We start from the raw sequence: 25532 nt of genomic DNA on the forward strand, positions 1-25532 counted from the left end.
CGGTGGCTCACGGGTGGATGAACGTCAGCATCCCGCCGCCCGTCGCCGGGGTCGGGCTCGTGCCGGTCTGCGGTCCGTTGGTGACGTGGAGCTGCCGGTTGTAGAGCGGGAAGCCGTTCGGGCCGGGCGGCGGGGTCGTCGGGACGGTCGCGAGGGTGTCCTCCGTGGCACCTGCCGGGATCGTCTCGGCCGTGACGTCGACGGGCTGCGTGAGCGGCCGGGCGTCGCGGGCGACGACGTGCTGGTGCATCCCGAGCAGCGCCATCGAGGTGTTGTCGAACCCGGCGTTGACGTACCGCAGGAGCACCCGCTGGCCGGCAGCGGCCACGATCGGGGCGGTCGCCGGGTACGGCTGCCCGCCGATGAGCCACGACGTGGCGTCGTACCCGTGCAGGTCGGAGGTGTCGGGTGCGGCGTTGAACGCGGGGTCGACGGCGCTCAGGACGAGGACGGCCTCGACGTCGTACGCGGTCGCGGGGTCGTCGTAGGCCTGTCCGGCCGTGGCGGGCCGCACGAGGAGCGCGCCGTACAGGCCCATGGCCTCCTGCCGGCCGCCGTCGCCGCCGCTCTGGTACAGGTACGTGCCGGGGGCGCTCGCGGTGAACGTGCGGGACACGGTGGCGCCGACGGCCGCGTCGGTCGGACCGGGGTCGAACGCGATGCCGGGGGCCTCGATCCGCAGGGCGTGCGGGACTTCCGCAGTGCCCGCGGGGAGCGCGTTGGTGACGGTGAGGGTCACGGTGTCGCCCTCGGTGACGGTCAGGACCGGTCCGGGGAGGCTGGGCGTGGCGGTCGAGCAGTCGCCAGGGGTCGTGGGGACGCCGAACCCCCAGATCGGGACGGCCGCGACCTCACCGGGGAGCGTGGTGGTGCCGGCCTGGGCGCACAGCGACAGGACGACGGGTGCGGCCTGCGCGGTCGACCCGACGAGGCCGACGCCGGCGACGGCCAGGGCCAGCGCGACGAGGGCCGTGGCCCTGCGGCGCGTGCGTGCGGGCATCGCCCACCTCCGGGTCTGGTGCGGGGTCATGGCGCGTCGTAGACGACGGTGAGGAGGTTGCCCCACGTCGAGAACGGGGTCGGCGAGGGGGCCGTGAACCGCTGCGTGTGCACGAGCACGCGCACCTGGCCCTTGTTCGCCCCGGTGCCGACGTAGGCGGCGGCGGGGTTCGGCAGCGTCCAGGTGGACGTGACCGCGGTCGAGCCGACGCCCTGCGGCTGCGCGGGTGGCGGCGGGAGGGTGACCCAGCCGGGCGACGTCGGCGTCGCGCAGCCCGCCGCGCCGCCGACCGTCCAGTTGCAGATCCGGACGGTCTGCTGCGGCAGGTTCGTGGTGAGCGCGGCACACGTGCTGCCGGTGGTCGTCGCGCAGCTCGTGCCCTTGTACGTGACCTTGAGGTTCTGCGCGCCGGCGGGCAGGCCGGTGAAGCCGGCGTACCAGTCGGTCGCGAGCGCACTCACGGTGGCGTTGGTCGCGTGGGTCGCCGCGACCGTGCCGAGCTGGCCGCGGGCCACCGTCCACGTCGTCGTGCCCTGGCCGCCGGTGACGAGCAGCACCTCGTTGTCGATCCGCACGTCGTACGTGCCCGACGTCGGGAAGCCGGCCGCGGAGGCGACGGTGATCGTCGTGGCGCCCGCGGTCGTCGCGGTCGGTCTCGTCGTCGTGCGCGGGTTCAGCTGGTACGTCGCGGTGTCGTCCGCGGCGAGCGCCGTGACCGCGCCGCTCTTGAGGGTGGCGCCGACGAGCGTCGCGGACGTCGGGTAGGCCGTGCAGCCGCCCGGCGGGTCGACGCGCAGCAGCGTGCCCATGCCGCCGAAGCCCTGGTCGAAGTTCGTGAACTCGTTGAGGGCGTGCGAGTGCATCGGGAAGTACCACTCGCCGCACACGTTCTGCGAGACGGTGCCCGTGGGGAGCGTGCCCTTGCTGCCGAGGTACGGGCTGCCGCTGTAGTAGGTGTTGCCGTCCTTGAAGAACACGTTGCGGTAGTTCGGCGGGCCGACGGGCAGCGGGTGGGTGGTGGCGTTCCACTGGTCCACGTCGTCCCAGCGCAGCAGGAAGTCGGCCGTCTGCCCGGCGCCGATCGTCTCGGCGAAGTGCTCGCTGGTCGGCACCGGCCGCCCGTCCTGCGCGATCTGCGTGGTGTGGTTGCCGTGCGGGTGGAACGGGTGGTTGAGCAGCCCGGCGTTGAGCATCCGCACGAGGGCCGGCCGGGGGTTCGACGGGGTGGTGGGCTGGATGCGGACGAGCGCGCCGTACGGCTGGTTCGGGAGCTGCCCGGTGCCGTTGTCCTGCACGGTGTCGGGGAACTCGCGGCCGTTGATCGAGAAGTAGCGGTCGCGCTGCGCGTTGACGTCGTACCGCGTCGCGGTCTCGACGGCGTGGTGCAGGTCGGGGTCGATCTCGTCGAGCAGCAGCAGGTACTCGCGCGACGGGTCGAACTGCGTCCCGGTGCCGTACGCGTAGTCGGCGCCGAGCGTCGGCCGCACGACGAGCGCGCCGACCAGACCCATCTCGACCTGCTTGGCGACGTCGGACCCGCTCTCGTACAGGTAGGTGCCGGGGGAGGACGCGGTGAACGTGTACGTCACCGTGCCGCCGCCCACGGCAGCCTCCGACGTGAGCAGCCCGGGTGTGCCGCCGGTCGCGGTCACCGCGGCGTCCTGGCCGGGGAACACGACGCCCGACGGCTCGGGCAGCGAGTTCGTGAGGGCGACGACGACGGTCTCGCCCTGGTTCGCGCACAGCACCGGCCCGGGGCTCTGGAACTTCCCGGCGTCGGGGGCGTCGCCGTTGGCGTAGCTCCACATGAAGACGCTGTTGCCGTCGGGGGTGTCGATGTACCCGGTGCGGGCCGCGAGGTGGAACGTCCGGGTGCTGCCGACGAGGGTGCCGGGCGTGCAGACCATGCCGGTCGGCGGGGCGCCGGGCGGCAGGGCGACGGCGGGCGGTGCGGCGACGACGAGCGCGGCCGTGAGCGTGCTGACGGCGGCCGCGACGCGTGCGGCGATGCGGTGACGGGGGTGCGGGGCCGCCGCGCGCTCAGACATAGGTCTGGCTCACGACGGTCTGGGCGGGGAGCGGGTTGGCGTACACGCGGACCTCGGTCATCATCCCGCCGGCACCGGGCGGCGCACCGACGCTCGACAGCCGCCGCCAGTCCCGGTTCTTGAACCAGTAGACGTTGTACGGGCCGCGCCCGTCGGTGCCGGACGGGCGGGCGGCGTCGAACGCCGGGGCGTCGAACAGGACGTCGCGCGCCTCCCCGGGGCCGAGGTAGAGGGTGTTCGTCCAGTACGACGTGTCGACGCCGCCGCTGCGCAGCAGGGACGCGTCCTGCCCGACGACGTGCATCGGGATGCCGGGCAGCTGCATGGCGTGCTGCTGGTAGCCGAGGTTCGCGAGCCGCAGCAGGGCCCGCTCACCGGGGTTGACCTGCACGAGCGCGGAGTTCGGCTGGCTGTAGTCGACCGCGTCGTCGTAGTTCGGGTTCGGGGTCCCGATGCGCAGGGCGGCCGGCAGGGACGCCGCGTCGTTCGGCAGGACGGTCTGCGGGTACACGCGCCCGTTGAGCGTGAACCACTGCGGGTCGTAGTCGGTGGCGATGGACTCCTGGATGTCGCGGTCGCCGTCGTGGAAGTTCTTCCACAGCTCGTTGAGCAGGATCGCGAAGTGCCGGTGGTAGCCCGTCGACCCGTCGCCGTCGTTGTACGCGAACCTGGTGAACCCGCCGACCGACGAGCCGTCCTGCGTCGGGCGCACGAACACGATGCCGGTCATGCCCATCTGCACGTGCTCCACGTCCTCGAAGTGGCAGTGGTACATGTACGTGCCCTCGCGGTGGGGGCGGTAGAAGTACGTGAGCTGCTTCGCGATCGGGACCGCGACGGACACCTCGGGGACGCCGTCGTTGAGCGGTGACGGGACGTCGAAGCCGTGCCAGTGGATGGTGTGCGAGTCGGTGAGGTCGGGCCGCTGGACCAGCCCGAGGTTCGTGAGCGTCACCTTGATGTCGTCGTCCTGCCGGAAGTCCAGCGTGGGAGCCGTGTGCTTGGCGTGGCCCTTGTACTGGGCGGTGAGCTGCGCGACGGTCAGGGCCGGGTCGACGGGCACGAACCCGAAGATGTACAGCGGGTTCCCCTCGCGCCCGGGGACCGAGATGTACCCGTCGGTCGCGACGAGCGACAGGGACGTCGTCGCCGCGGCGGCCGGCAGCACCAGCCCACGGCCGAGCACGCCGCCCGCGACGGCCGTGCCGACGGCTCCGACGCCGACGAGCTGCAGGAACGTCCGCCGGTCGACACCTGGGCGATGCTCCATCGGGCCCTCCACGGGACGTCCCTCAGGGCAGGACCACCGGCACGCCGGCGAGCTCGTCGGCGCCGAGGTCCCACGGGGTGCGGACGCGCAGGGTCCGCAGCTGCGGCCGGTACTGGCCGTCGTAGTCGCCGATCCCGCCCAGCGCGGGCGTCAGGGTCGGTGCCTGGATGCCGCCACCGGTGCACGGGTTGAGCGCACCGGCCGGGGCGGGGAACGGCGTGTTGGAGCAGCGCACGCCGCGGTCGACGACGGGCGACGCCGTGGTGAGGTGGAAGTCGCTCGTCAGGCCGACGGGCGGGTCGCCCGCCGTGAGGGACACGGCGGCCGTCTGCGGGTCGAGCCGCGAGCCGGAGACCGTGAGCTCGGCGCTGATGCCGACCGGGTTCACGAACAGCGGGTCGACGGAGATGTTGCCCTGGCCGCCGGGCACCGCGTGCAGCACGCCGTTCGGCCCGAGGATCTGGCCGTTCGTGAGGTCGGAGTACCGCGGCGTGAACGTGTCGGCGTTGTTCGTCGTGCCGTGGATCTCGAGGTCGATGACGCCCTGGTTCACGAGCGTCGCGCCGGGTCCGGGCCGGTCGAGCGTGTAGGCGGTGTTGTTCCAGAAGACGTCGTCGAACAGCGCCGCCGGGCGGGAGAAGTCCGGGGACCCGGCCGGAAGGGTCGCCTGGAACAGCGGGTCGTTCCCCTCGGACGCCAGGCCCGCGGAGTGGGCGGTGCCGTCGGAGTTCTCGGACGACGCCGTGGAGACGTTGCTCGCGATCGTGGTGCCGATGATCCGCACGTTCGAGGAGTCGTCGAGCATCATCGCGCCGCCGATGTCGGCCGCGCCGTTGTCGACGATCAGGTCGTCACGGAAGCTGATGGCCGCGGTGAGGGCGTCGAGGACGAACACGCCGCCGCCGTCGTCGCCGCTGTAGTTGGCCGCCAGCAGGTTGCGGTCCACAGTCACCGGGCCGGTGCCCGCGCCGAGGCCGCCGCCGACGGGCAGCTCGGACTCGATGGCGAGGCCGGCGCCGGAGTCGACGGACTCGTTGTAGTAGACCTGGTTGTCGTGGATCCGCCCGTCGGGGCTGAGCCCGATGTGGGAGATCCCGGCGCCGTAGTTCACGGAGAAGTTCGAGCAGACGACGTTGTTGCCGACGTCGTAGGCGTTGGAGCCGTCGAACAGCCCGATCCCGCCGGCCTGCGTGAGCCCGCCGTTGCCGAGCACCCGGTCGCGGGAGATCCGCACGTTGTAGTTGTGGCTCGTCGGCGCGTACGGCTGCCCGACGGCGATTCCGCCCGCGACGACGCCGCCGTTGTTCTCGAGCACGTCGTTCGTGACCTGCAGGTTGTTCGCGTTGGCCTGCACCTGGACGCCGCCGGCGCCCTCGCCCTGACCGGTCATGAGGCCGATGCCGTCGGCGCGGGACGCGCTGAGGACGCCCGCCGCACCCGCAGGCACGTTGTACGCCGTCGCGGTCTGCGCCACGACCGTGAGGTCGGCGCCGCGCAGGATCGCCGGCAGGGTGGCGTCCACCGCGTACGGGGCGTGCGCGGCGACCGCGGCGTCGTACGCCGTCGAGTTCTGCTGGAAGTAGCGGCCGTCGATCACGGACCCGGTGACGTGGAACCGCGGGTCCTCGGGGTCGCGCGCCTGCAGCTCGTGGGCGCCGATGATGCCGCCGGGGCCGAGGCCCTGGAGCTTGAGCGGCTTCCACTGCAGGACGTTCTCGTTGTAGACGCCGGGCCGGAGCACCACGAGCGCGCCCGCGGGGGCGGCGTCGACCGCGTCCTGGATCGGGTGCGCGGACGTGCTGGTGGTCGGCGCCGCGACCATCCGGACGGGCGGGTTGTACGTGATGCCGCCGCCGGTGCCGAGCACGTGCACGGTGATCCCGTTGACGGTGGACACGCCGCCGTTGGCGTTGGCGGTGGTGATCGTCAGCTGCTTCTGGCCGGCCGGGAACGTGGCGCTCAGCGCGGGCACGTTGACGACGATCGTGTCGGGCGTCGACCCGGTGCCCGGCGTCCACGAGACGACGCCGCCGTTCGCGCGGGTCAGCGTGGTCGTCGCGCCGGTCCGGGCGTCCGTGAGCGTCACGCGCCCGCCGGTCGCGCCGGTCGGCCCGGCCGTGCCGATGAAGTCGGCCCGGATGGTGATGCGCCGCGGGTTGGCCGCGTTGCCGCCGTTGGCGGCAGTGGCGTTCGGCACGAACGGCGTGGAGACCTGCAGCAGCTCGGGCCGGGCCGGGACGGCCGGGTCCTCGCAGCCCGTGCCCGAGATCGGGTCGAGCGGCAGGTCGAGCTGCGTCGTCAGGCCGGGCCACGCCTCGGCAGGCGTGGTCGCGACGAGCAGGTTCGGGTTGAAGTTCGGGTTCGGGTGCGCCTTCGACCCGGGGTCGTCGACCGTCACGAGGTACATGCCGGGGCACGGGCCCTGCGGGATCGGGCAGTTGAACGTCTCGGTCGACGGCACGAGCGCCTCGAACGACCCGTCGGGGCTCGTCGTCACGGTCGTGAGCAGCCGCCAGTGGTTCGCGTCGTACGGCGCGTTGACGTTGGGCGTGGCGCACCCGGGGTCGTCCGCCGGGCAGACGGTGTCGACGCGGGCGTAGATGCCCACGGGGATGCCGGCGATCGGCCGCGGCTCGCCGTACCAGGGGGAGGCCTGGTCGCGCTCGAAGTAGATGTCGTTGAACACCTGGCCGACGAGCCGCCCGGGCTCGGGGACGTCACCGGTCCGCGTGTCGGTGTCGTCCGTGCCGTTCGGGTCGGTGCGGAAGTTCGTCATGAGGTTGAAGTCGGCGTTCGCGTTCTGGCCGTTCGTGAGGACCACGAGCCGCTTGTCGCACAGCGGGGCGTGGGCGCCGGCGACGCCGAAGTACGTGGAGCGCGTGACGAGCGTCGACTGGTCGATCACGTGGTCGTCGCCGGTGCACGTGGGCGGCGGGATCGCGGGCGTGAACCTGTTGCCGAGGTCGACGTTGACGTCCTCCTCGCGGACCGGCCGGTACAGGCAGCCGGTGCCGTCGCCGGGGATGTCGCCCTTGGCCGTGCTGACCTGCAGGAACCCGTCGGTGTTCGCCGGGTTGCACAGCCGCGTGTCCGTCGCGTCCGTCGGCATGAGGGCGTGCGTGACGTACGTGCCCGCGACGAGCGGCACCGGGTCGGCGCCGTCCGCGCAGGCGTCCGTCGCGAGGTCGTAGCCCGCCTCGCAGTAGTCGGCGAACGCGTACCCGCCGTCGAACGCGCCGTCCTTCGTGTGCTCGCCCGTGAGCGGCACCTCGAGGCACTCGGGCCCGATGCGGTCGTTGAACAGGCCCGTCACGTCCGTGCCGCTGAAGTCGCGCAGCGGGTTGCAGCTCTGCGTGAACGAGTTGCCGTCGGCCTGCGGGTCCTGCGACGCGCTCGGCTGCTGCCAGTGGTCCGTCACGTACTTGTTGAGGACGACGTCGTCGGACGTGTTCGGCTGGCCGTCCGGCCCGAGCCCTTCGAGCAGCACCGTCACGTCGGGGACGGCCGGCTCGTAGTCCTCGTGCGCCTGGAAGCGCGCGTCGAACTCGTTGCGGGTCGTCGAGAAGTAGGTGATGCCGACGATCTGGCCGGGGGTGCCCGCGGCGTAGTCGCGCTTGCCCCAGTCGACCGTGGCCCGGTGGCCCTCGAGCAGCAGCTGGTTCGTCAGCAGCCCGCCGCCCTGGTCGGTCGGGACGCACGGGTCGGCCGCGACGAGCGGCGGTGCCACGGCGCACGACGGGACGACGTCGCCGGTGACCTCGTCGTGGATCGACGGCCCCGGGTACGCGGAGAACCGCGCGAAGCCCTGCTCGCCGACGATCCAGCGGCCCAGCGCGCCGCCCTCGGCGGTCGGGTACTGGTAGTAGCCGGACGCGTCGGTGAACGTCCCCTCCTTGATGGAGCCGTCCCGCCACCGCTGGTCGACGTCGGTGTTGGGGATGACCTGCTCGCCGGCGTCCCGCTGCCCGTTCCCGTTGCTGTCCTTGTAGACGTGCCCGTCGAGCCAGCCGAACCAGCGCGAGACCCCGAGCCCCACGCTGCCGTCGTCGCCCGTCTCGTTGACGTCGACCGTCTCCCCGGCGGCGACCGTGACCGGCTTGAACCGCATGATGTAGCTGAGCTGCTCGTCCCAGACCGCGAGGTTGTACGAGCCGGCCGGGACGTCCTGGATGTCGAAGTTCCCGGCGCCGTCCGCCTGGCCGACCCACACCGTGCGGTCGGTGGTGCTGTCGGACAGGGCGACGAACGCGTTCTCGACGGGGTCGGCCGCGCTGAACGTGCCCGTCGTGTACGGCGCCCACTCGACCCAGTTCATCGCCTGGCCGGTGATCTCGCCGGTGCCGGGCGTCGCGAACGGCTGCGGCGAGCAGACGAACCCGAACCAGTACGCCGTCCGGTTGTTCGGGGCCTCCCAGAGCTGCTCGCCGGGTGCCCCGGTGCCGTCGCTGCCCTCCTCGACGGAGGCCAGGAGCTGCAGGCCGCCGTCGATCGTCGTCGTCTGGTACCAGCGGCTGCTCGGGTCGGCGTTGCACTGCGTGTCCGGCGGGTGCACGTCGATGAAGTACGTGGCCGGGCCGAGGTTGTCGAGCTGCACGAACCCGTCGTCCGCGGTGAGGCACGTGCCGCCGCACAGCGGGTCGTTGTTGTAGTCGACGGTCACCGCGCTGTGCGTCTGCTCCTCGAGCCCCACCTGGAACCCCTGGAGCCCGGCCTCCTCGGTGTCCGGGGCGCCGTTCGCCCACGCGTTGTCCTGGAACACGAACACGCGGATCTTGCCGAGCGGCAGCGGGTGCTCGTCGTTCTGCACCGTGAGGTCGACGCGTGTGGTGAGCGACCCGTTGGCGGTCGCCGGGTTCGGCAGCGTGACGTACGAGCCCCACATCTTGTGCCCGAGCGAGCGCACCGAGACCAGGTACCGGCCCGCGGGCACCGTGACCGTCGTCCGGTCCTGGTTCCCCTCCGCGACGATCGCGCTGTTGCTCTCGGTGCTCAGGGCCGTCGGGTCCGTCGGGAGCTTCGAGTTGTCGACGTTGACGACGTAGCTGAAGTCGTCCAGCGCCGTGCCGGTCGGCAGGTCCCGTGCGTCGACCGTGAGCGCGCACCCGCCGGCGGGGCACTCCGTCGCGGCCTGCGCCGGCGGCGTCGTGTCCGGGCTCAGCGCGACGACCCCGGTGACCAGCGCGGTCGCTCCCACCACGACGATCGTGCGGACCACCGCGACGACGCGTCGCGGACTGCTGCTCGACCCGGTCCGGCGCATGGCCCCACCCCTCCAGGCGGCACTGCTCCACCCCGGACGACGACGCCCGGAGGAGCCCCCAGCGCCTCCATGTAAGCGGGCGGGGCGCGGCGGGAAGGGGTTCCTGACCGAGATGTCATCGCGCAGTCACAGCGCGGTCATGTGCCACGCACAGGTTTCCCGACCGGCCGGGGGGGCCGGGCGGGAGGCGTCAGAGCGGGGTGTCGGCGCGAGGCGTCAGCGTGCTGCCGGCGTCGAGCAGGTCGTCGGCCGGGACGTCGTCGACCGGCGCAGGGGCGGCAGGGGCCGCAGGGGCGGCAGTCGCGGGAGCGCGGGCGTCGACGGGCAGCCGCATGAGCATGAGCGCACCGCCCTCGGGCGACCGCCCCGCGACGAGCCGCCCGCCGCGGGACGTCACCATCGTGCGCACCAGCGACAGCCCCAGGCCCGTCTGGGAGAGCTCGTCGCGGGGCGCGTGCACGTCGCCGTCCGCGTCCTCGTTGACGGCGGCGACGAGCTCGGCACTCAGCCCCGAGCCGGCGTCCGCGACCCCGACGACGACGTGGGCGGTCTCCCGTGTCCCGACGAGCCGCACGGTGTCGCCCTCGGCGGTGTACCGGACGGCGTTCTCGACGAGGGTGTCGAGGCACGCGCGCATCCGCTCGGCCGACCCCTCCCAGCTCCCCGCGGCCGAGTCGACGACCCAGTGCCGGTCCGCGACCTGCGTCCAGCGCTCGGCCGTCCGGCGCAGCATCGCGTCGAGGTCGACGCGCTCCACCTCGCCGCCGCGCTGCAACCGGATCACCCGCACGAGCCGCTCGGTGACGCGGGTGAGGCGGTGCAGCTCGTCCTCGACGACCACGAGGTCCCGCACCTGCTCCGGGTCGGACTCGCGGCTCAGCAGCAGCTCGACGTACCCCCGCGCGATCGTCAGGGGCGTGCGCATCTCGTGCGACGTGAGCCGGGTCAGCCGCAGCCCGTCCTCGGCCTGCTGCCGCTCCCGCTCGGCCATCACGGTGACCTCGGCGAGCAGGAGCTGCCGCCGCCGGACGTGCCACACCATGAGGACCATCAGCAGCGACATCAGCGGGATCTCCGCGGTCTCCTGCCAGTCGAGCACCCCGGTCGCGGCCCGCACGACGAGCACCACCCCGGTGAGCACCGCGTACAGCGTGAGCCCGACGACGGCGCGCCGCAGCCGCCAGTTGCCCAGGCCGTACAGCAGCGCGAACGCCGCCCACGCCACGTGGTACGGGATCGTCTCGTTGCCCGGCGACACCCACATCAGCCACGTCGCGACACCCGCGACCACGAGCCACGGGTAGTAGAGGTCGCGCCGCTCAGTCGGCGGTGAAGCAGTACCCGACACGTCGGACCGTCTCGATCGGAGGGTTGGGCTCGAGCTTGTGACGCAGCCGCCGGACGCACACCTCGACGACGTTGCTGCCCGGGTCGAAGTCGAGGCCCCACACGTCGCGCACGAGCTCCTCGCGCCGGCACACCTCGCCGCGGCGGCGCATCAGGTACGCGAGCAGCTCGAACTCCCGCTCGGTGAGGCTGGCCTCGTGGTCGCCGAGGGTCGCGCGGCGGCGCTCGAGGTCGAGCCGGATGCCGCCGGCCCACACGTAGCGGGACTCGGTGTGCCGGACGGGCCCGGCGCCGAGGTGGCGGCGCGTGCGGGCGAGCAGCTCGACGAGCGAGAACGGCTTCACGACGACGTCGATCGCCCCCTGGTCGAGGGCCTGCACGCGGGCCCCGACGTCGGCGACGCCGGTCAGGACGATGACCGGCGTCGTGTCCTCGCGCTGCCGCATCGACGACAGCACGGTCAGCCCGTTGCAGCGCGGCATGACCAGGTCGAGCAGCACGAGGTCGACGTCGTCGCCCTCGAGCCGCTCGAGGGCCCGGAACCCGTCGGCGGCGCAGACGGCCGTGTGGCCCGCCGAGGTCAGGGACCGGCTGATGAGGGTGCGGATGCGCTCCTCGTCGTCGACCACCATGACGGTGCTCACGACGGTCATCACCTTCTTCGACGGGGCACGTCGACGGTGACCGGCCCGCGTCGCTGTGGGCCAGGCGCGCCCAATGCACACCTTCCCGCTCCGCGCCACGGGAGGAACAGGGACGGACCGGGTGAAATTGGACGACGGATCGGGTCGGACGTCCGGCACGTCGGGGCGGACGCGCGACCGCCGACGGGGGAGGGCCCGTCGGCGGTCGGCCCGGGTGCTCCGGGCGGGGGTGGTCGGGTCGGCTGTCTCAGGTCAGCGCAGCCAGCGGAACTTCTGCACGAACGACAGCTTCGCCCACCTCCGTCCGAGGCCCCACGTGTCACCTGCGAGCAGGGTCGCGCACAGGATCAGCACGAGCGCGTAGATGACGTGGTAGTCGATCAGCGGGTTCGTCGAGCCCTGGATGAAGGGCCACTCGGCGACCCACATGAGCAGCATGAGGAGCGAGCCGGCCACGGCCGAGACCCGCAGCCCGACGCCGAGCATCACGGCGACGCCGACGCCGAGCATGCCGAGCATGAACAGCCAGTCGGTGAGCGGGCTCGCCATCGACGCGAACGTGTCCTTGAACGGCCCGACCGCGGCGAACTTCATGAACCCCTGGCTGGGGGTGCCGCCGTCGATCCAGGCGAGGCTCGGGGACCCCTCGGTGACCGGGGCGCCGGTGCTGTAGTGCAGGCCGAACGTCTTGTCGAGGAAGGCCCACAGGAAGATGAAGCCCGTCGCGAGGCGGGTCGTGGCGAGCACGCGGCGACCGGTGGCGGAGGTGACGAGGTCGTCCTCGACCAACGTGGCGGGGTGGGTGCTGGTGCTGACCTCAGGGTGGATGGCCATGGCTGACTTCCCTCAGGAGCGGGCCCGTCGTCGGACCCTTGGTGTGTGGATCTCTTGACGTTTCCCACACAACTCCGTCACATCTGCCGGCCCCAGGGCCGAAGGTCCCGGACCTCGCCGGGATCGGACATTAGGGACGGAGGTCCCGTGACGTGGGCGGCGTCGAGGAGAAGGCTGGGGTTCCACGAGCAGGCGTCCACAGACGAGCGGACACCGCCTGCCGAGGGATCCAAGGAGGCTCCCCATGCGAACCGACGGACCGGTCGTCGTCGCCCTGGACGGGTCGACGAGCAGCGAGGACACCATGCGCTGGGGAGTCGACGAAGCGGCGGCACGAGGCGCCGACGTCGTCCTCGTCAGGTGCGTCGACGACTCGTGGGCGCAGACGGCGTGGACCTGGTACCCCGAGGTCTCCGCGTTCCCGCCCGACGTCGAGGCGAAGGAGTACCTCTCCGACGTGCTCTTCCACGAGCAGGAACGGCACCCGCAGCTCGAGTTCGACGTCCGGATCCCGCACGGGCCGGTCGTCCCGAGCCTGCGCGACCTCAGCGACGACGCCCAGCTGCTCGTCGTCGGGTCCGGGGCCCGGCGTGGCCGTCGCCGCACGGGCGCCGTCGCCCCGCACGTCGCCGCGCACGCGCACTGCCCGGTCGCCGTCGTCAGGTCGGACCCCGACCACCCGGAGCTGCCCGCCGCGCCGGTCGTCGTCGGCATCGACGGGTCCCCGGGCGCCCTCGCAGCCGCCCACGCCGCGGCGCACGAGGCGTGGACGCTCGGCCGCGGCCTGGTCGTCGTGCACGCCCGGCCGACGGTCCCCGACCCCTTCGGGCGAGGCACCGGGGTGCCGGTCCGCACGGACGACCCCGACCACCCCACCCACCGGGCGGCCCGCGCGATCGCCGACGAGCTCGCCGCCACGTACGAGGGGCTCCACGTCGACGTCGAGCTCGTCGACGACGACCCGGCGACCGCGCTCGTCGAGCTGTCGCACGCGTCGCCGCTGCTCGTCGTCGGGTCGCGCGGGCTCGGCGGGTTCCGCGGGATGCTGCTCGGGTCGGTCTCCGCCGACGTGGTCCGCGAGGCGACGTGCCCTGTGCTCGTCGTGCACGAGGGCTGACCGATGACCGCGCTGGTGGTCTACGAGTCGTCCTTCGGCAACACCGCCGAGCTCGCCCGGGCGGTCTGGGCGGGCATGTTCGCCCGACGCCCGGACGTCGAGCTCGTCGAGGTCCGCGGCGCGCCCGAGCACCTGCCCGACGACATCGACCTGCTCGTCGTCGGCGCCCCGACGCACGCGTTCGGCCTGAGCCGTCCCCGCACCCGCGCCGACGCCGCCGTCCAGGCCGGTCGCCCGCCGGAGCCCAGCACGATCGGCGTGCGCGAGTGGCTCGCGCACCTCGACCGCCCGGGCCGCACCGTGCACGCCGCGGCCTTCGACACCCGGATCCAGAGCCCGCACGTGCCCGGGTCCGCGGCGTCGGGCGCCGGCAAGCGCCTGCGCCACGCCGGGTACGCGGTCGACGACGTCGAGAGCTTCTGGGTCACCGGCACGAAGGGGCCGCTGGCGGTCGGCGAGCTCGAGCGTGCGCGGGCGTGGGGCAGCCACCTGACGGAGGTCGTGCCGCCGTCGGCGTGAGCCCGTGCGCGGCGGGCGCCGGTGGTGTCAGCCGGCGGTGAGGGCGCGCAGCTCCTGGGTCGCGGACCGGCACAGGTCGACGAAGGACCGCTGCTCGTCGGGCGCGGTCCACTGCGTGAACGCCACGTGGAACGTGACGACCGCGGTGTGTGCGCTCAGGCTGGCGGCGGGCTCGGCGAGGCCTCGCCGGCGGAAGGCCTCGGTCATCGCGTCGGTGAGGGTCGCGAGCTTGAGCAGCTCACGCTCCTGGAGGCCGGGGTTCGCGGCGATGATCCGTCCGCGCTGCCGGGAGAACTCCCGGCGCTCGGGCGGGAAGTGCGCGGCGGCGGCGTCGAGGGCGGCGGCGACGACGGCGAGCGGTGCGGCGTCGTGGTCGGCGCCGGTGACCGCGCCGACGAACGCGTCCTGGAGCCGTGCCTGGCCGTCGAACAGCACCTCGCGCTTGTCGGCGAAGTGCCGGAAGAAGGTCCGTTCGGTGACGCCGGCCGCGCGGGCGATCTCGGCGACCGTCGTCCGCTCGTAGCCGCCGTCGGCGAACAGGGAGAGCGCGGCCTCGCGCAGGCGGTTCTGCGCGTCCGGCTCCCAGCGTCCCATGCGCACATCCTAGGTGATGTCACAGACTGACATCGGAGTGCTACGGTGATGTCATCCACTGACATCACCGTAGGGAGTGCCATCATGCGCGTCTTCGTCACCGGGGCATCGGGATGGGTCGGCTCGTCCGTCGTCGACGAGCTCCAGCAGGCCGGGCACCACGTCACCGGGCTCGCCCGGTCGGACGCCTCGGCCGCCGCCCTCGCCGCCCGGGGGGTCGCGGTCCACCGCGGCGAGCTCGACGACCTCGACAGCATCCGTGCGGCCGCGGAGCCCGCGGACGCCGTCATCCACCTCGCGTTCAAGCACGACTTCACCGACTACGCGGGTGCCGGCCGCACCGAGCGCGCCGTCGTCGAGATGTTCGGCGACGCGCTCGCGGGCACGGGTGCGACCTTCATGCTCGCGTCCGGCCTCGCCGGCGCGGGCCTCGGTCGCCCGCTCACCGAGCGCGACGCGAGCCCGCACGTCGGCCCCGACGCCCTGCGCGGCGGGTCCGAGGCGCTCGCCATGACGTTCGTCGACCGCGACATCCGCCCCGTCGCGCTGCGGTTCGCGCCCACCGTGCACGGCGCGGGCGACCACGGGTTCGTCGCACAGCTCGCCCGGGTCGCCCGCGAGCGCGGCGTCGCGGGCTACGTCGGCGACGGGACGACCCGGTGGGCGGCCGTCCACCGGCTCGACAACGCCCGGATGGTGCGGCTCGCCCTCGAGAAGGCGGACGCGGGGTCGGTCGTCCACGGCGTCGCCGAGGAGGGCGTGCCCAGCCGGGCCATCGCCGAGGCCATCGGGCGAGGGCTCGGCGTCCCGGTCACGTCGGTCGCGCCGGAGGACGCCGTCGAGCACTTCGGCTGGATCGGCCGGTTCTTCTCGCTCGACGTCGCCGCGACCTCGGACCTCACGCGGGCACAGCTCGGCTGGGAGCCGACCGGTCCCACGCTCCTGCAGGACCTCGCCGCGGGGCACTACGTCGGGGCGTGAGCCCGACGGACCGCCGGGCCGGGCGCCGGACGGAGGCGGTACCGACGACCGAACCCGCCCCGCCCAGGCCCCCGTCGCCCTACGCTCCACGCGTGGACACCACCTCGACGCCCTCGCTCGTCTGGCACACGTACACGACGGACGCCGGCTACGTCGGTCGGCAGGTCCGGGCGCAGTACCGGCGGCTCCTGACGACGCCCCAGGGATGGTTCCTGACCGCGGTGTACGTCGTGCTCCTCGTGATCATCGCCAGCGCACCGGCCGGGATGTCGGTGATGCTCGTGCCGGTGGTCGCCGTGATGGCCGGCGCCGTGGTGTGGGGTCGCGTCCGGACGGGCCGCGCGATCCCCGTCGGCACCGTCGTCCGCGCCGCGCTCGGACCGCACCACCTGCACGTGCACGGCCCGGTCGTCCAGGACGTCGAGGTGCGCTACGACGCGTTCCGGCGCGTCGTCGTGCAGGGGCGGTTCGCGGTCCTCGAGCTCCGGCCCGGACGGAGCATCGTGATCCTGCCCCTCGAGGTCCTCCCCGGCCCGGTGCTCGACGAGCTGCGGGCCAGGATCCGCGACGCCCCCGGTCCCGAGGACCGGCCGGTCGTGCCGCGTCCCGAGGGCCGGTTCACGGCGACCTACGTGACGGACGAGGGCTTCGCCCGGCGGTTCGCACGGACGGGCTTCCGGCAGCTCGTCCTCACGCCGAGGAAGGTCGCGACGCTCGCCGTCGCGGTCGCGGTGGGCGTCCTGCTCGCCTCCGGGGGTCACCTCGGGTCGGACACCGTCGTGATCCTGGTCGTCGCGCTCGGCACGGTGGCGGTGCTCCTCTGGAGCGTGCTCGCCCGGATGCACCGGCAGCTCGTGCGCCGGGTGCCCGTCGGGTCGACCTACCGCGCCGGCGCCGACGACACGCACCTGTGGCTCGACGGGCCGGTCGTGGCGCTCGAGCTCACCTACGCCGGGATCACCGACGTCCGCACGCGCGACGAGGTCGTCTTCCTCCGGCAGCGGGGGACGGGCCAGTGGATCCCGTTCCCGGTGCAGGTGTTCCCCGGTGCGGCGCTCGACGACCTGCGCCGCCGGGTCGCGGCGGCACGGGTGGCCGGCTGACGCGGCGCCGCTGGGGCCCCGGCCCCGCCCGCCCGCAGCGCGGTCTCCGTTCCGCCTCCGCCGGCCCGCCGGTGCTCCTACGCTCTGCCCCGTGGAGAGCCTCGCCGAACCGTCGTCCCTCGTCTGGCGGTCGCACGTCACCGACGCCTCGTGGGCGCGCCGCCTGACGCACGCGGCCTGGCGGGACCAGCTCGCGCGTCCCGCCGCAGGCGTCTGGGCGGCCCTGCTGCTGCTGCTGGCCTTCGTCGTGCTCGTCGCCCCGCACGGCGGAGGACGTGCCGTGCTGGTCGTGCTCGCCGTCGAGGCGGCGGTCCTGGCCGGCCTGTACGCCCGGAGCCGGGCCCTCGTCGCGCGACGCGTCCCGGTCGGCACCGAGCTGGGGCTCGCACTGGCGGACGACCGGCTCGTGACGCGGGGCCCGCAGGGCGTCTCCGACGCGCCGTACGCCGGGTTCGCCGGCCCGCCGGTCGTGCGGGACGGTGTCGTCGTCCTGCGGTTCCGGTCGAACGGCGTCTCGATGTACCTCCCGGCGGAGCTGCTGCCGGGCCGGACGGCCGACGACCTGAGCAGGCGGATCCGTGCGGCGGCGAACCGTGGCACCGCGGCAACGACGGTCTCGCCGCTGGGGTCCGAGGTCGTCGACGGCACCACCTCGTGCACCGTCGACGCGGGCTACTCGCGTCGGCTCGCGCGGGCCGCGTACGTCGAGCTCTCGCTGCGGACCCAGGTCGCGGCGGTCGCGCTCGTGGCCGTGGTGGCCGGCGGCGTGGCACTGCTCCTCGCCTCCGACGGCGTCCCCACGGGCGCGGTCGTCGCGATGGCGGTCCTGCCGCTGCTGGCGCCGTGCGGCGTCTTCGCCGGGTCGTACGTGCGTCTGCGGCGTCGGCTCGTCCAGCAGGTGCCTGCGGGCTGGACGTACCGCGCGCGGCTGGGCGAGTCGACGCTCCGGTGCGAGGCGCCCCTGTCGACGTGGGAGCTCGAGTACTCGGTGTTCGGTCCTGTGCGGGTGCGCGGGGAGGTCGTGTTCGTGCGCGTGCGGGGCACGAGGTTCTTCCAGATGCTCCCGGGCGCGCTGTTCCCCGGACCGGCGCTCGACGACCTGCGACGGCGCATCGCGGCGGCGAGCCCGGGGGCGACCCGGCGCTGACGCTCACGCCGGTCCGCTGGACCGCGGACGGGCTCCGCGGTCAGGATGCCCGCGTGCCGTACTCCACCACGCCGATCGTCCCGCCCGGCCGCATGTCGGCCGCGCCGCAGCCGACGCTCGTCGCCGGCGACCTCGTCCTGCGCCCCTGGACGCCCGACGACTGGCCCGTCGTCGTCGCCGCGCACGCCGACCCCGCGATCCGCTACTGGCACGCCCGCATCCTCACCGACGAGGCCGGGGCCGCCGAGTGGATCGCGCAGCGCAGCGGCGCGTGGGGCGAGGAGACGGGCGCCGAGTGGGCCGTCTCCGACGGGTCGACGATCCTCGGCCGGGTCGCGATCTACCACCTCGACCTGCACGACGGCGTCGGAGAGATCGGCTACTGGGTGCTCCCGGAGGCCCGAGGACGCGGCGTCGCGACCCGGGCCGGTGCGGCGGCCGTCGACTGGGCGTTCGGCACGCTCGGGATCGAACGCGTCCAGCTCGAGCACTCCGCGCTGAACACGGCGTCCTGCGAGGTCGCGCGGCGGCTCGGCATGCCGCTCGAGGGCGTCCTGCGGGCGCACCTCCTGCACTCCGACGGCCGGCACGACACGCACCTGCACGGCCGGGTCGCACCGGGCGTCGAGCCCGTCGAGCGCCCCGACCTGTCCTCGATCGGCGAGGGTTGAGCGCGGCTTCGCCCGTCCGCCGCCGGAGGACCCGTCAGCGGGCGTCGAACTGCGCGCGCGCCGCCTCGATCCCCGGGTAGTGCGCGATCGCCCAGGTCGCGAAGGCCAGCGACGGTGCGATGAGCGTCTCGCCCATCGGGGTCAGTGCGTACTCGACCCGCGGCGGCACCTCGGCGTGCACGGTGCGGGTGACGAGCCCGTCGCGCTCCAGGTGGCGCAGCGTGAGGGTGAGCATGCGCTGCGAGACGCCGGGGATGTGCCGCTGCAGCTCGGTGAACCGCAGGCTGCCGTCCTGCAGGGTCGCGATGACGAGCAGGGACCACTTGTCGGCGATGCGGTCGAGCACCTCGCGGATGGCCTTGCCCTCGTCCGCGCGGCCGTCGTGGCACGAGCCCTCGTAGGGGCTGCGGACGTGCTGCTCGGCCGACATGGGTTCCTCCGGTGTGCGTCGGGCACACGTGTGTGCCTTTTGTAGCGGCGCCGATGATCACTCATCATCTGGCTACGCACAAACAGTAACTAATGATGGAGCACCACTCGCATGGACATCGTCTTCTGGGTCGTCGCCGGCCTGCTCGCCCTCGCCTTCCTCGCCGCCGGCCTCATGAAGGTCGCCCGCAGCAAGGAGCAGCTCGCCGCCTCCGGCATGGCCTGGACCGAGGACTTCTCCGACCGCTCGATCACCCTCATCGGGGCCGTCGAGGTCGCCGGTGCGCTCGGCCTCGTCCTGCCCGCCCTCACCGGCATCGCCCCCGTGCTGACCCCGGTCGCGGCCGTCGGCCTCGCCGTCGCGATGGTCGGCGCGATCGTCGTGCACGCGCGCCGCCAGGAGCCGTGGGTCCCGCAGGCCGTCCTGCTCGTCCTGACGCTCGCGGCGACCGTCCTCGGTGTCGCCTACGTCGGCTGACCGGACGGGCAAGACGAAGGGCCCGTGACCGCATCGCTGCGAGTCACGGGCCCTTCGGTGCGCGGAGGATGGGGGATTCGAACCCCCGAGGGCTTTCACCCAACACGCTTTCCAAGCGTGCGCCATAGGCCACTAGGCGAATCCTCCCGGCCGACCGAGGATACCCGACCGGACGCGCTGGACCGAACCGGTCCGGAGGCTCACTCGTCCCAGTCGACGGACACCTGGTGCTGCCACGCGCTGTCGACGTGGAGCTCGACGGTCGCGGGTGTCGTCACGCCGTCCGCCCACAGCGCGGTGCCGGTGCAGGTGAGCACGGGAGACAGCCCGTCGGGGTGCGGCCGCTGCACGTTCGCGCGGTGGTCGTCGGTGACGGTGAGGCCCGACAGGGACGTGAGGGGGACGTCGGTGCCGGTGACCTCGGTCTGGGACCGGGTGACGGCCTCGGCGGCGATCGACTCGCACGTCACGGTCGACAGCTCCGCGAGCTCGGCCTTGACCTTCTGGTTGAGGAACACGGGGATCGCGATGGCGGCGAGGATGCCCACCACGAAGAGTCCGCCCATCACGCAGCCGACGACGATCAGTGCGACCGTGAGCGGGCTGCGCCCGCGGGCGACCGGCGCGGGCGGGGTACCCCAGGCGAGGGCGTAGGCGCCGGGCGGCGCCGCGGCGAAGGCGGCCGGTGGGGGTGTCGGGACGGGTGCGGCGGGGCCGCGGTGCTCCGTCCACGCCTGCCCGTCGTACCAGCGCGTCGTGGTGGGGTTCTCGGGGTCCGGGTACCACCCGGGCGGGACGGCGGTCATCACAGCTCCTGCGTCGGGGGTGGCTCCGACCTGCATCGGCATCCACAGTCGCCGCCTGAAGCCCGCGGCGCGGGCGCCGGTGTCAGAACCCGTCCCGACCGGGCTCAGCCGCCCCGCGTCGACTCCAGCACCGCCATCGCGGCGGACCTCCCGGGGATCCCGCTGACGCCGCCGCCCCGTCGTGCGCCCGCACCGCACAGCAGGATGCGCTCGTGGTCGGTGGCGACCCCCCATCGGCCGGCCGGGGTCGCGGGTGCGTCGTCCTCGTGCCACGGCCACTGCAGGTCGCGGTGGAAGATGTGGCCGCCGGGCAGCGCGATCTCCTGCTCGAGGTCGACGGGGGTGCGGACCTCCAGGCACGGGCGCCCGTCCGCGTCGAGCGCGAGGCAGTCCTCGATCGGCTCGGCGAGCACGGAGTCGAGGGACCGCAGGGTGGCGGCGAGCGCTGCGGCCCGCGTCCCCTCGGGATCGGCGCGGAAGAGGCGGGCGGGCATGTGCAGGCCGAAGAGGGTGAGGGTGTGGTGGCCCGTCGCCCGCAGGTCGGGCCCCAGGATCGACGGGTCGGTGAGGGTGTGGCAGTAGATCTCGGCGGGCGGCAGCGTCGGGATCCGGCCGGCGGCGGCCTGCGCGTGCGCGGTGGCGAGCTGCTCGTAGGACTCGTTGACGTGGAACGTCCCGGCGAAGGCGGTGCTCGGGTCCACCGTCGCGTCCCGGAGTCGGGGCAGCCGGCGCAGGACCATGTTGACCTTGAGCTGGCTCCCCTCGGGCTCGTCGTGGGGTTCGACGCCCAGAAGGCGGTCGAGCACGCGCGGGGCGGCGTTGACCAGCACGTGGGCCGCGTCGACCGAGTGCTCGGCCCCGTCGTCGTCGGTCCACGACACCTCCCCGGCGTCCGGGTCGACGGCGTGCACCGTGGCCCGGGTCCGCAGCTCGGCACCGGCAGAGCGTGCCGCGTCCGCCAGGGCCGAGACGACGGCGCCCATGCCACCCACGGGCACGTCCCAGTCGCCCGTGCCGCCGCCGATCACGTGGTAGAGGAAGCACCGGTTCTGCGCGAGGGTCGCGTCGTGGGCGCCGGCGAACGTCCCGATGAGCGCGTCGGTGAGGACGACGCCGCGGACGAGGTCGTGCGCGAACGTGCGCTCGAGGAGCTCCCCGAGCGGTGCGTGCAGGTCCGCCCACCACTGCTCGCCCATGGCCGCCCGAGCCTCGGCACGCGTCGGGAGCGGCCCGGTGACGGTCGGGAACACGGACTGCGCCAGCGCGTGGGTGCGGGCGCCGAGGTCCTGCCACGCGTGCTGGTCCGCCGCCGCGCCGATCGCGCCGAACGACCGTCGCGTCGCGTCGACGTCCCCGGTGTCGACGAGCAGGCCACGGGCCGGGTCGGCGGGCAGCGGCGTGTACGAGGCGACGCGCCTGCGCCGCAGGTCGAGTGCGAGCCCGAGCTCGTCCCGGACCGCGCGCGGCATCAGCGAGACGAGGTAGGAGTACCGGGACAGCCGTGCGTCGACCCCACGGAACACGCGGTGCGACCCGGTCGCACCGCCGAGGTGGTCGGCGCGCTCCAGCACCAGCACGCTGCGACCGGCCCGGGCGAGGTAGGCCGCGGCGGTCAGCCCGTTGTGGCCGCCGCCGACGACGACCGCGTCGTAGCGGGTCCGTTCCACGGGGTCACGCTAAGGCTCCCGATGCCTCTGTGGGCGGTCGGTCCTAGCCTGCCGGTGTCCGGGCTCGCCCGACCGTGGTGGGCCGTCACGCGAACGAGGAGCGAGAGCCATGGCGCACGGCGACATCACGCACATCGACATCCCGGCGGACGACCTGCAGCGGGCCGTCAGCTTCTACTCGGCCCTGTTTGGCTGGGACATCAACGAGATGCCCGGCTTCGAGGGCTACCCGATGTGGCAGGCCCCGAACAAGATCAGCGGCGGCGGCCTCGGTCAGCGCGGCGGCAACCTGCAGGTCCCGCGCAGCTACGTCGAGGTGGACTCGATCGACGACGCGCTCACGCGGATCGAAGAGCTCGGCGGCAGCACCGTCCAGGGCAAGACGGAGATCTCCCCGACGAGCTGGTGGGCGGTCTTCGCGGACTCCGAGGGCAACCAGCTCGGCCTGTACGAGGGGACGACGGACGCGGGCTAGATCTCGCTGAACCGGGCGACCGCCCGGATCTTGTTCGTCGCGTCGAGCGCGGCCACCTTGTACGCCTCGGACAGCGTCGGGTAGTTGAGGACGGTGTCGACGAGGTAGTCGATCGTGCCGCCGCACGCCATGATCGCCTGCCCGATGTGCACGAGGTCGGTCGCGGACGTCCCGAAGATGTGCACGCCGAGGAGCTCGCGGGTCTCGGTGTGCACGAGGAGCTTGAGCATGCCGTAGGAGTCGCCGACGATCTGCCCGCGGGCGAGCTCGCGGTAGCGCGCGATGCCGACCTCGTAGGGGACGGCGTCGCGCGTGAGCTCCTCCTCGGTGCGTCCGCAGTAGGAGATCTCGGGGATCGTGTAGATGCCGATGGGCTGCACGGACGCGAGCTCGCGGGCCGGTTCGTCGAACGCGCGGTAGGCCGCGAGGCGGCCCTGGTCCATCGAGGTCGCGGCGAGGGCGGGGAAGCCGATGACGTCGCCGACGGCGAAGATGTGCGGGTGCTCCGTGCGGTAGTCGGAGTCGACCTTGATGCGTCCGCGTGAGTCCGCGGACAGCCCGGCCGCCTCGAGCTGCAGGGCGTGCGTCTGGCCCTGCCGGCCCGCGGAGTACATGACGGTGTCGGCGGCGATCTTCTTGCCGGACACGAGCCGGGTCACGGTGCCGTGGGCGCCGGAGTCGACGCCGGCGACCTCCTCGCCGAGCCGGAACGACACGGACAGGTCGCGCAGGTGGAACTTGAGGGACTCGACGACCTCGGGGTCGCACATCTCGAGCATCGTGGGCCGCTTGTCGATGATCGTGACGCGGGTGCCGAGGGCGGCGAACATCGAGGCGTACTCGATGCCGATGATGCCGGCGCCGACGACGACCATGGAGTTCGGCACCCGGTCGAGGGCGAGCACGCCGTCGGAGTCGACGACGGTGCGCTCGTCGAACTGCACGGTGTCGGGGCGGTGCGGCTTGCTGCCGGTGGCGATGACGACGAACCGTGCGGCGAAGCGGGTGCGGCGGCCGTCGTCGTCGAGCACCTCGATCGTGTGCGGGTCGACGAACGACCCGGTGCCGTTGTGGATCTCGACGTGGTTGCGCAGCAGCTGGGCGCGGACCACCTCGATCTCCCGGCCGATGACGTGCTGGGTGCGGGCGAACAGGTCCTCGACGGTGATGTCGCTCTTCACGCGGTAGCTCGCGCCGTACATGTCGCGCTGCGCCATGCCGGTGAGGTACATGACGGCCTCGCGCAGGGTCTTGCTGGGGATGGTGCCGGAGTTCACGGAGACGCCGCCCATCATGTGCCGGCGTTCGACGACGGCGACGCGGTGGCCGAGCTTGGCGGCGGCGATGGCGGCTTTCTGCCCGCCCGGTCCTGAGCCGATGACGACGAGGTCGTAGTCGTAGCGCTCGGGCTCGTCGGCCCGTTCGTCGGTGGCCATGGTCGCCAGTGTGGACCGCCCGCGGACACCTGGCAGCCCCTGGACGGGCGGCCGACTCGTGTCACCGACCCCCTGTCGCTCGCGCCGTACTGGCGAGTACGATCCGTGACCGAGACGATGACAACAGTCATCGTCCGGATTACGGAGAGGTGACATGAGACGCATGCGTGAGATGGCCGCCGTCACGATCGGTCTGGCCGCAGCACTGGTCCTCACCCCCACCGCCGGCTGGGCGGCGTCCGAACCCGACGTCAGCGCACCCGGTCCCACCACGGCGGCGAAGGTGCCCGCCGGGGTGATCGGCGCACTCCAGCGCGACCTCGGGCTCTCGAAGGCCGCCGCGAGCGAACGGCTCGCGTTCCAGGCGGGAGCCCTCGACACCGAGCGCACCCTCGAGCAGCGGCTCGGCGCCGACTACGCCGGCGCCTGGTTCGACACCACCAAGAACGTCCTGCACGTGGGCGTCGTCGACGCCGCCGACGCCCCCGCGGTCCGCGCTGCCGGAGCCCACCCCGTCGTCGCCCGCCACGCGCTCGCCGACCTCGACGCCTGGAAGACCGGCCTCGACACCGCCCTGGCCCCCGTCGCCGCCGCCGTCCCGTCCTGGTACGTCGACGTCACCACCAACACGGTCGTCGTCAACGCCACCGCCGGTGCGCTCACGCAGGTGCGGGACCTCGCCGCCGCCGCCGGCATCCCCGCGGACGCCGTCAAGGTCGTCGAGACCACGGAGGCGCCCCGCACGTTCATCGACGTGATCGGCGGCAACGCGTACAACATCAACAACCAGTACCGCTGCTCGGTCGGCTTCGCCGTCAACGGCGGCTTCGTCACCGCCGGCCACTGCGGCACGACCGGGTCGACCACGACCAACCCGTCCGGCACGTTCGCGGGCTCCAGCTTCCCCGGGAACGACTACGCGTGGGTCCGCGTCGCCACGGGCAACACCCCGGTCGGCGTCGTGAACAACTACAGCGGCGGCACCGTCGCCGTCGCCGGGTCCACGCAGGCCGCCGTCGGCGCGTCCGTGTGCCGCTCGGGTTCCACGAGCGGGTGGCACTGCGGCACCATCCAGGCGTTCAACGCCACGGTGAACTACGCCGAGGGCAGCGTCTCCGGTCTCATCCGCACCAACGTGTGCGCCGAGCCGGGCGACTCCGGCGGCTCGCTCATCGCCGGCAACCAGGCGCAGGGCATGACGTCCGGCGGCTCCGGCAACTGCACGTCGGGCGGCACCACGTACTTCCAGCCCGTCAACGAGGCGCTCGGCGCGTTCGGCCTCACGCTCCTCACGTCGACGGGCGGCGGGGGCGGCGGTGGCACGTGCACCGGCTACGCCCGCACGTACACGGGCACGCTCGCGTCGCGCCAGTCGGCGGTCCAGCCGACCGGCAGCTACGTGACCGTCAACGCGAGCGGCACCATCCGGCTCTGCCTCGACGGCCCGACCGGCGCCGACTTCGACCTGTACCTGCAGAAGTGGAGCGGGTCGGCGTGGACCAACGTCGCCTCGGCGACGTCCACGAGCGCCGACGAGTCGATCACCTACAGCGGGACGTCCGGCTACTACCGGTACAGCGTCTACGCGTACTCGGGCTCCGGCGCCTACACCCTCGGCGCGACCACGCCGTGAGGCACCGCTAGTCCCACCGACGGACGCGGGGCCCGCGTGGCAGGGGGGTGCGGGCCCCGCGTCGAACCTGGAC

General features: G+C 73.3%; 21 protein-coding genes and 1 tRNA gene. 9 read left to right on the forward strand and 13 right to left on the reverse strand.

The annotated features are described in order from the left end of the window. Positions 1-7 precede the first annotated feature (7 nt). The 7 genes from Cch01nite_RS10350 to Cch01nite_RS10380 all read right to left on the reverse strand — a co-directional run bounded on the left by Cch01nite_RS10350 (position 8) and on the right by Cch01nite_RS10380 (position 12403). Entirely contained in the window at positions 8-1000 is a 993-nt protein-coding gene (locus Cch01nite_RS10350; protein WP_203752782.1) for a multicopper oxidase domain-containing protein, read from the reverse strand. Between the two features lie 26 nt (positions 1001-1026). Next, a complete protein-coding gene (locus Cch01nite_RS10355; RefSeq protein WP_203752793.1) occupies positions 1027-3048 on the reverse strand; it encodes a multicopper oxidase domain-containing protein in 2022 nt (673 codons plus the stop codon). Then, entirely contained in the window at positions 3041-4318 is a 1278-nt protein-coding gene (locus Cch01nite_RS10360) for a multicopper oxidase domain-containing protein (protein ID WP_203752804.1), read from the reverse strand. Before Cch01nite_RS10360 ends, Cch01nite_RS10355 begins: the two co-directional genes overlap by 8 nt. Positions 4319-4340: 22 nt before the next feature. Then, the gene (locus Cch01nite_RS10365) at positions 4341-9578 is read right to left on the reverse strand and encodes a hypothetical protein (RefSeq protein ID WP_203752807.1); all 5238 of its coding nucleotides are present in this window, start codon (positions 9576-9578) and stop codon (positions 4341-4343) included. A gap of 190 nt (positions 9579-9768) precedes the next feature. Beyond that, positions 9769-10926, reverse strand: coding sequence for a sensor histidine kinase (locus Cch01nite_RS10370; protein ID WP_203752810.1), 1158 nt, complete (start codon positions 10924-10926; stop codon positions 9769-9771). Beyond that, positions 10898-11569, reverse strand: a complete 672-nt coding sequence (locus tag Cch01nite_RS10375; RefSeq protein ID WP_203752813.1) for a response regulator transcription factor — start codon at positions 11567-11569, stop codon at positions 10898-10900. The genes Cch01nite_RS10370 and Cch01nite_RS10375 overlap by 29 nt, the downstream gene beginning before the upstream one ends. A 252-nt stretch (positions 11570-11821) precedes the next feature. Next, positions 11822-12403 (reverse strand): DoxX family protein, encoded by a 582-nt coding sequence (locus Cch01nite_RS10380; RefSeq protein ID WP_203752816.1) that lies wholly within the window; start codon positions 12401-12403, stop codon positions 11822-11824. 244 nt (positions 12404-12647) lie between these two features. On the opposite strand from Cch01nite_RS10380, the gene Cch01nite_RS10385 reads away from it, so the two are divergent. Together Cch01nite_RS10385 and Cch01nite_RS10390 are read left to right on the forward strand one after the other, a co-directional pair. Beyond that, positions 12648-13520 (forward strand): universal stress protein, encoded by an 873-nt coding sequence (locus tag Cch01nite_RS10385; protein WP_203752819.1) that lies wholly within the window; start codon positions 12648-12650, stop codon positions 13518-13520. Positions 13521-13523: 3 nt separating this feature from the next. Further along, positions 13524-14039: a flavodoxin family protein gene (locus Cch01nite_RS10390; RefSeq protein ID WP_203752822.1), complete on the forward strand. Its 516-nt coding sequence runs from the start codon at positions 13524-13526 to the stop codon at positions 14037-14039. Positions 14040-14066: 27 nt separating this feature from the next. On the opposite strand, the gene Cch01nite_RS10395 is transcribed toward Cch01nite_RS10390, so the two are convergent. Next, a complete protein-coding gene (locus tag Cch01nite_RS10395; protein WP_203752837.1) occupies positions 14067-14633 on the reverse strand; it encodes a TetR/AcrR family transcriptional regulator in 567 nt (188 codons plus the stop codon). 84 nt (positions 14634-14717) lie between these two features. Between Cch01nite_RS10395 and Cch01nite_RS10400 the strand changes: the two genes are divergently transcribed. The 4 genes from Cch01nite_RS10400 to Cch01nite_RS10415 all read left to right on the forward strand — a co-directional run bounded on the left by Cch01nite_RS10400 (position 14718) and on the right by Cch01nite_RS10415 (position 18535). Next, complete coding sequence (locus Cch01nite_RS10400; RefSeq protein ID WP_203752840.1) at positions 14718-15614, forward strand: SDR family oxidoreductase; 897 nt, start codon at positions 14718-14720, stop codon at positions 15612-15614. A 92-nt stretch (positions 15615-15706) separates the two neighbouring features. Then, complete coding sequence (locus Cch01nite_RS10405; RefSeq protein WP_203752843.1) at positions 15707-16717, forward strand: hypothetical protein; 1011 nt, start codon at positions 15707-15709, stop codon at positions 16715-16717. 91 nt (positions 16718-16808) lie between these two features. Then, complete coding sequence (locus Cch01nite_RS10410) at positions 16809-17864, forward strand: hypothetical protein (protein WP_203752846.1); 1056 nt, start codon at positions 16809-16811, stop codon at positions 17862-17864. Between the two features lie 53 nt (positions 17865-17917). Next, complete coding sequence (locus tag Cch01nite_RS10415) at positions 17918-18535, forward strand: GNAT family N-acetyltransferase (RefSeq protein ID WP_239070250.1); 618 nt, start codon at positions 17918-17920, stop codon at positions 18533-18535. Between the two features lie 34 nt (positions 18536-18569). Here the strand turns inward: Cch01nite_RS10415 and Cch01nite_RS10420 are convergent, their stop codons facing one another. Then, positions 18570-18965, reverse strand: coding sequence for a winged helix-turn-helix transcriptional regulator (locus tag Cch01nite_RS10420; protein WP_203752849.1), 396 nt, complete (start codon positions 18963-18965; stop codon positions 18570-18572). A 111-nt stretch (positions 18966-19076) separates the two neighbouring features. Between Cch01nite_RS10420 and Cch01nite_RS10425 the strand changes: the two genes are divergently transcribed. Then, on the forward strand, positions 19077-19442 hold the full coding sequence (locus tag Cch01nite_RS10425) for a DoxX family protein (protein ID WP_203752852.1): 366 nt from the start codon (positions 19077-19079) through the stop codon (positions 19440-19442). A 62-nt stretch (positions 19443-19504) separates the two neighbouring features. Here Cch01nite_RS10425 and Cch01nite_RS10430 read toward each other — a convergent pair. From Cch01nite_RS10430 to Cch01nite_RS10440, 3 genes are all read right to left on the reverse strand, one after another. Next, positions 19505-19589 (reverse strand) — tRNA-Ser (locus Cch01nite_RS10430). 53 nt (positions 19590-19642) lie between these two features. Continuing rightward, complete coding sequence (locus Cch01nite_RS10435) at positions 19643-20248, reverse strand: DUF2510 domain-containing protein (RefSeq protein ID WP_203752855.1); 606 nt, start codon at positions 20246-20248, stop codon at positions 19643-19645. Positions 20249-20352: 104 nt separating this feature from the next. Then, entirely contained in the window at positions 20353-21915 is a 1563-nt protein-coding gene (locus tag Cch01nite_RS10440; RefSeq protein ID WP_203752858.1) for a phytoene desaturase family protein, read from the reverse strand. A 109-nt stretch (positions 21916-22024) separates the two neighbouring features. On the opposite strand from Cch01nite_RS10440, the gene Cch01nite_RS10445 reads away from it, so the two are divergent. Then, a complete protein-coding gene (locus Cch01nite_RS10445; protein WP_203752861.1) occupies positions 22025-22390 on the forward strand; it encodes a VOC family protein in 366 nt (121 codons plus the stop codon). On the opposite strand, the gene sthA is transcribed toward Cch01nite_RS10445, so the two are convergent. Then, a complete protein-coding gene (gene sthA / locus Cch01nite_RS10450; RefSeq protein ID WP_203752875.1) occupies positions 22387-23826 on the reverse strand; it encodes a Si-specific NAD(P)(+) transhydrogenase in 1440 nt (479 codons plus the stop codon). The genes Cch01nite_RS10445 and sthA overlap by 4 nt on opposite strands. A gap of 154 nt (positions 23827-23980) precedes the next feature. On the opposite strand from sthA, the gene Cch01nite_RS10455 reads away from it, so the two are divergent. Beyond that, positions 23981-25459, forward strand: coding sequence for a S1 family peptidase (locus Cch01nite_RS10455; protein WP_203752878.1), 1479 nt, complete (start codon positions 23981-23983; stop codon positions 25457-25459). Positions 25460-25532 lie beyond the last annotated feature (73 nt).

It is taken from the genome of Cellulomonas chitinilytica, from assembly GCF_016862675.1.
GTDB classification, from domain to species: domain Bacteria; phylum Actinomycetota; class Actinomycetes; order Actinomycetales; family Cellulomonadaceae; genus Cellulomonas; species Cellulomonas chitinilytica.

What these genes read in the sequence shown, in the direction of transcription:
- Cch01nite_RS10350 (WP_203752782.1), bottom strand. Translation starts at nt 1,000, where the DNA reads ATGCCCGCACGCACGCGCCGCAGGGCCACGGCCCTCGTCGCGCTGGCC.
- Cch01nite_RS10355 (WP_203752793.1), bottom strand. Translation starts at nt 3,048, where the DNA reads ATGTCTGAGCGCGCGGCGGCCCCGCACCCCCGTCACCGCATCGCCGCA.
- Cch01nite_RS10360 (WP_203752804.1), bottom strand. Translation starts at nt 4,318, where the DNA reads ATGGAGCATCGCCCAGGTGTCGACCGGCGGACGTTCCTGCAGCTCGTC.
- Cch01nite_RS10365 (WP_203752807.1), bottom strand. Translation starts at nt 9,578, where the DNA reads ATGCGCCGGACCGGGTCGAGCAGCAGTCCGCGACGCGTCGTCGCGGTG.
- Cch01nite_RS10380 (WP_203752816.1), bottom strand. Translation starts at nt 12,403, where the DNA reads ATGGCCATCCACCCTGAGGTCAGCACCAGCACCCACCCCGCCACGTTG.
- Cch01nite_RS10385 (WP_203752819.1), top strand. Translation starts at nt 12,648, where the DNA reads ATGCGAACCGACGGACCGGTCGTCGTCGCCCTGGACGGGTCGACGAGC.
- Cch01nite_RS10390 (WP_203752822.1), top strand. Translation starts at nt 13,524, where the DNA reads ATGACCGCGCTGGTGGTCTACGAGTCGTCCTTCGGCAACACCGCCGAG.
- Cch01nite_RS10395 (WP_203752837.1), bottom strand. Translation starts at nt 14,633, where the DNA reads ATGGGACGCTGGGAGCCGGACGCGCAGAACCGCCTGCGCGAGGCCGCG.
- Cch01nite_RS10400 (WP_203752840.1), top strand. Translation starts at nt 14,718, where the DNA reads ATGCGCGTCTTCGTCACCGGGGCATCGGGATGGGTCGGCTCGTCCGTC.
- Cch01nite_RS10420 (WP_203752849.1), bottom strand. Translation starts at nt 18,965, where the DNA reads ATGTCGGCCGAGCAGCACGTCCGCAGCCCCTACGAGGGCTCGTGCCAC.
- Cch01nite_RS10425 (WP_203752852.1), top strand. Translation starts at nt 19,077, where the DNA reads ATGGACATCGTCTTCTGGGTCGTCGCCGGCCTGCTCGCCCTCGCCTTC.
- Cch01nite_RS10435 (WP_203752855.1), bottom strand. Translation starts at nt 20,248, where the DNA reads ATGACCGCCGTCCCGCCCGGGTGGTACCCGGACCCCGAGAACCCCACC.
- Cch01nite_RS10445 (WP_203752861.1), top strand. Translation starts at nt 22,025, where the DNA reads ATGGCGCACGGCGACATCACGCACATCGACATCCCGGCGGACGACCTG.
- sthA (WP_203752875.1), bottom strand. Translation starts at nt 23,826, where the DNA reads ATGGCCACCGACGAACGGGCCGACGAGCCCGAGCGCTACGACTACGAC.
- Cch01nite_RS10455 (WP_203752878.1), top strand. Translation starts at nt 23,981, where the DNA reads ATGAGACGCATGCGTGAGATGGCCGCCGTCACGATCGGTCTGGCCGCA.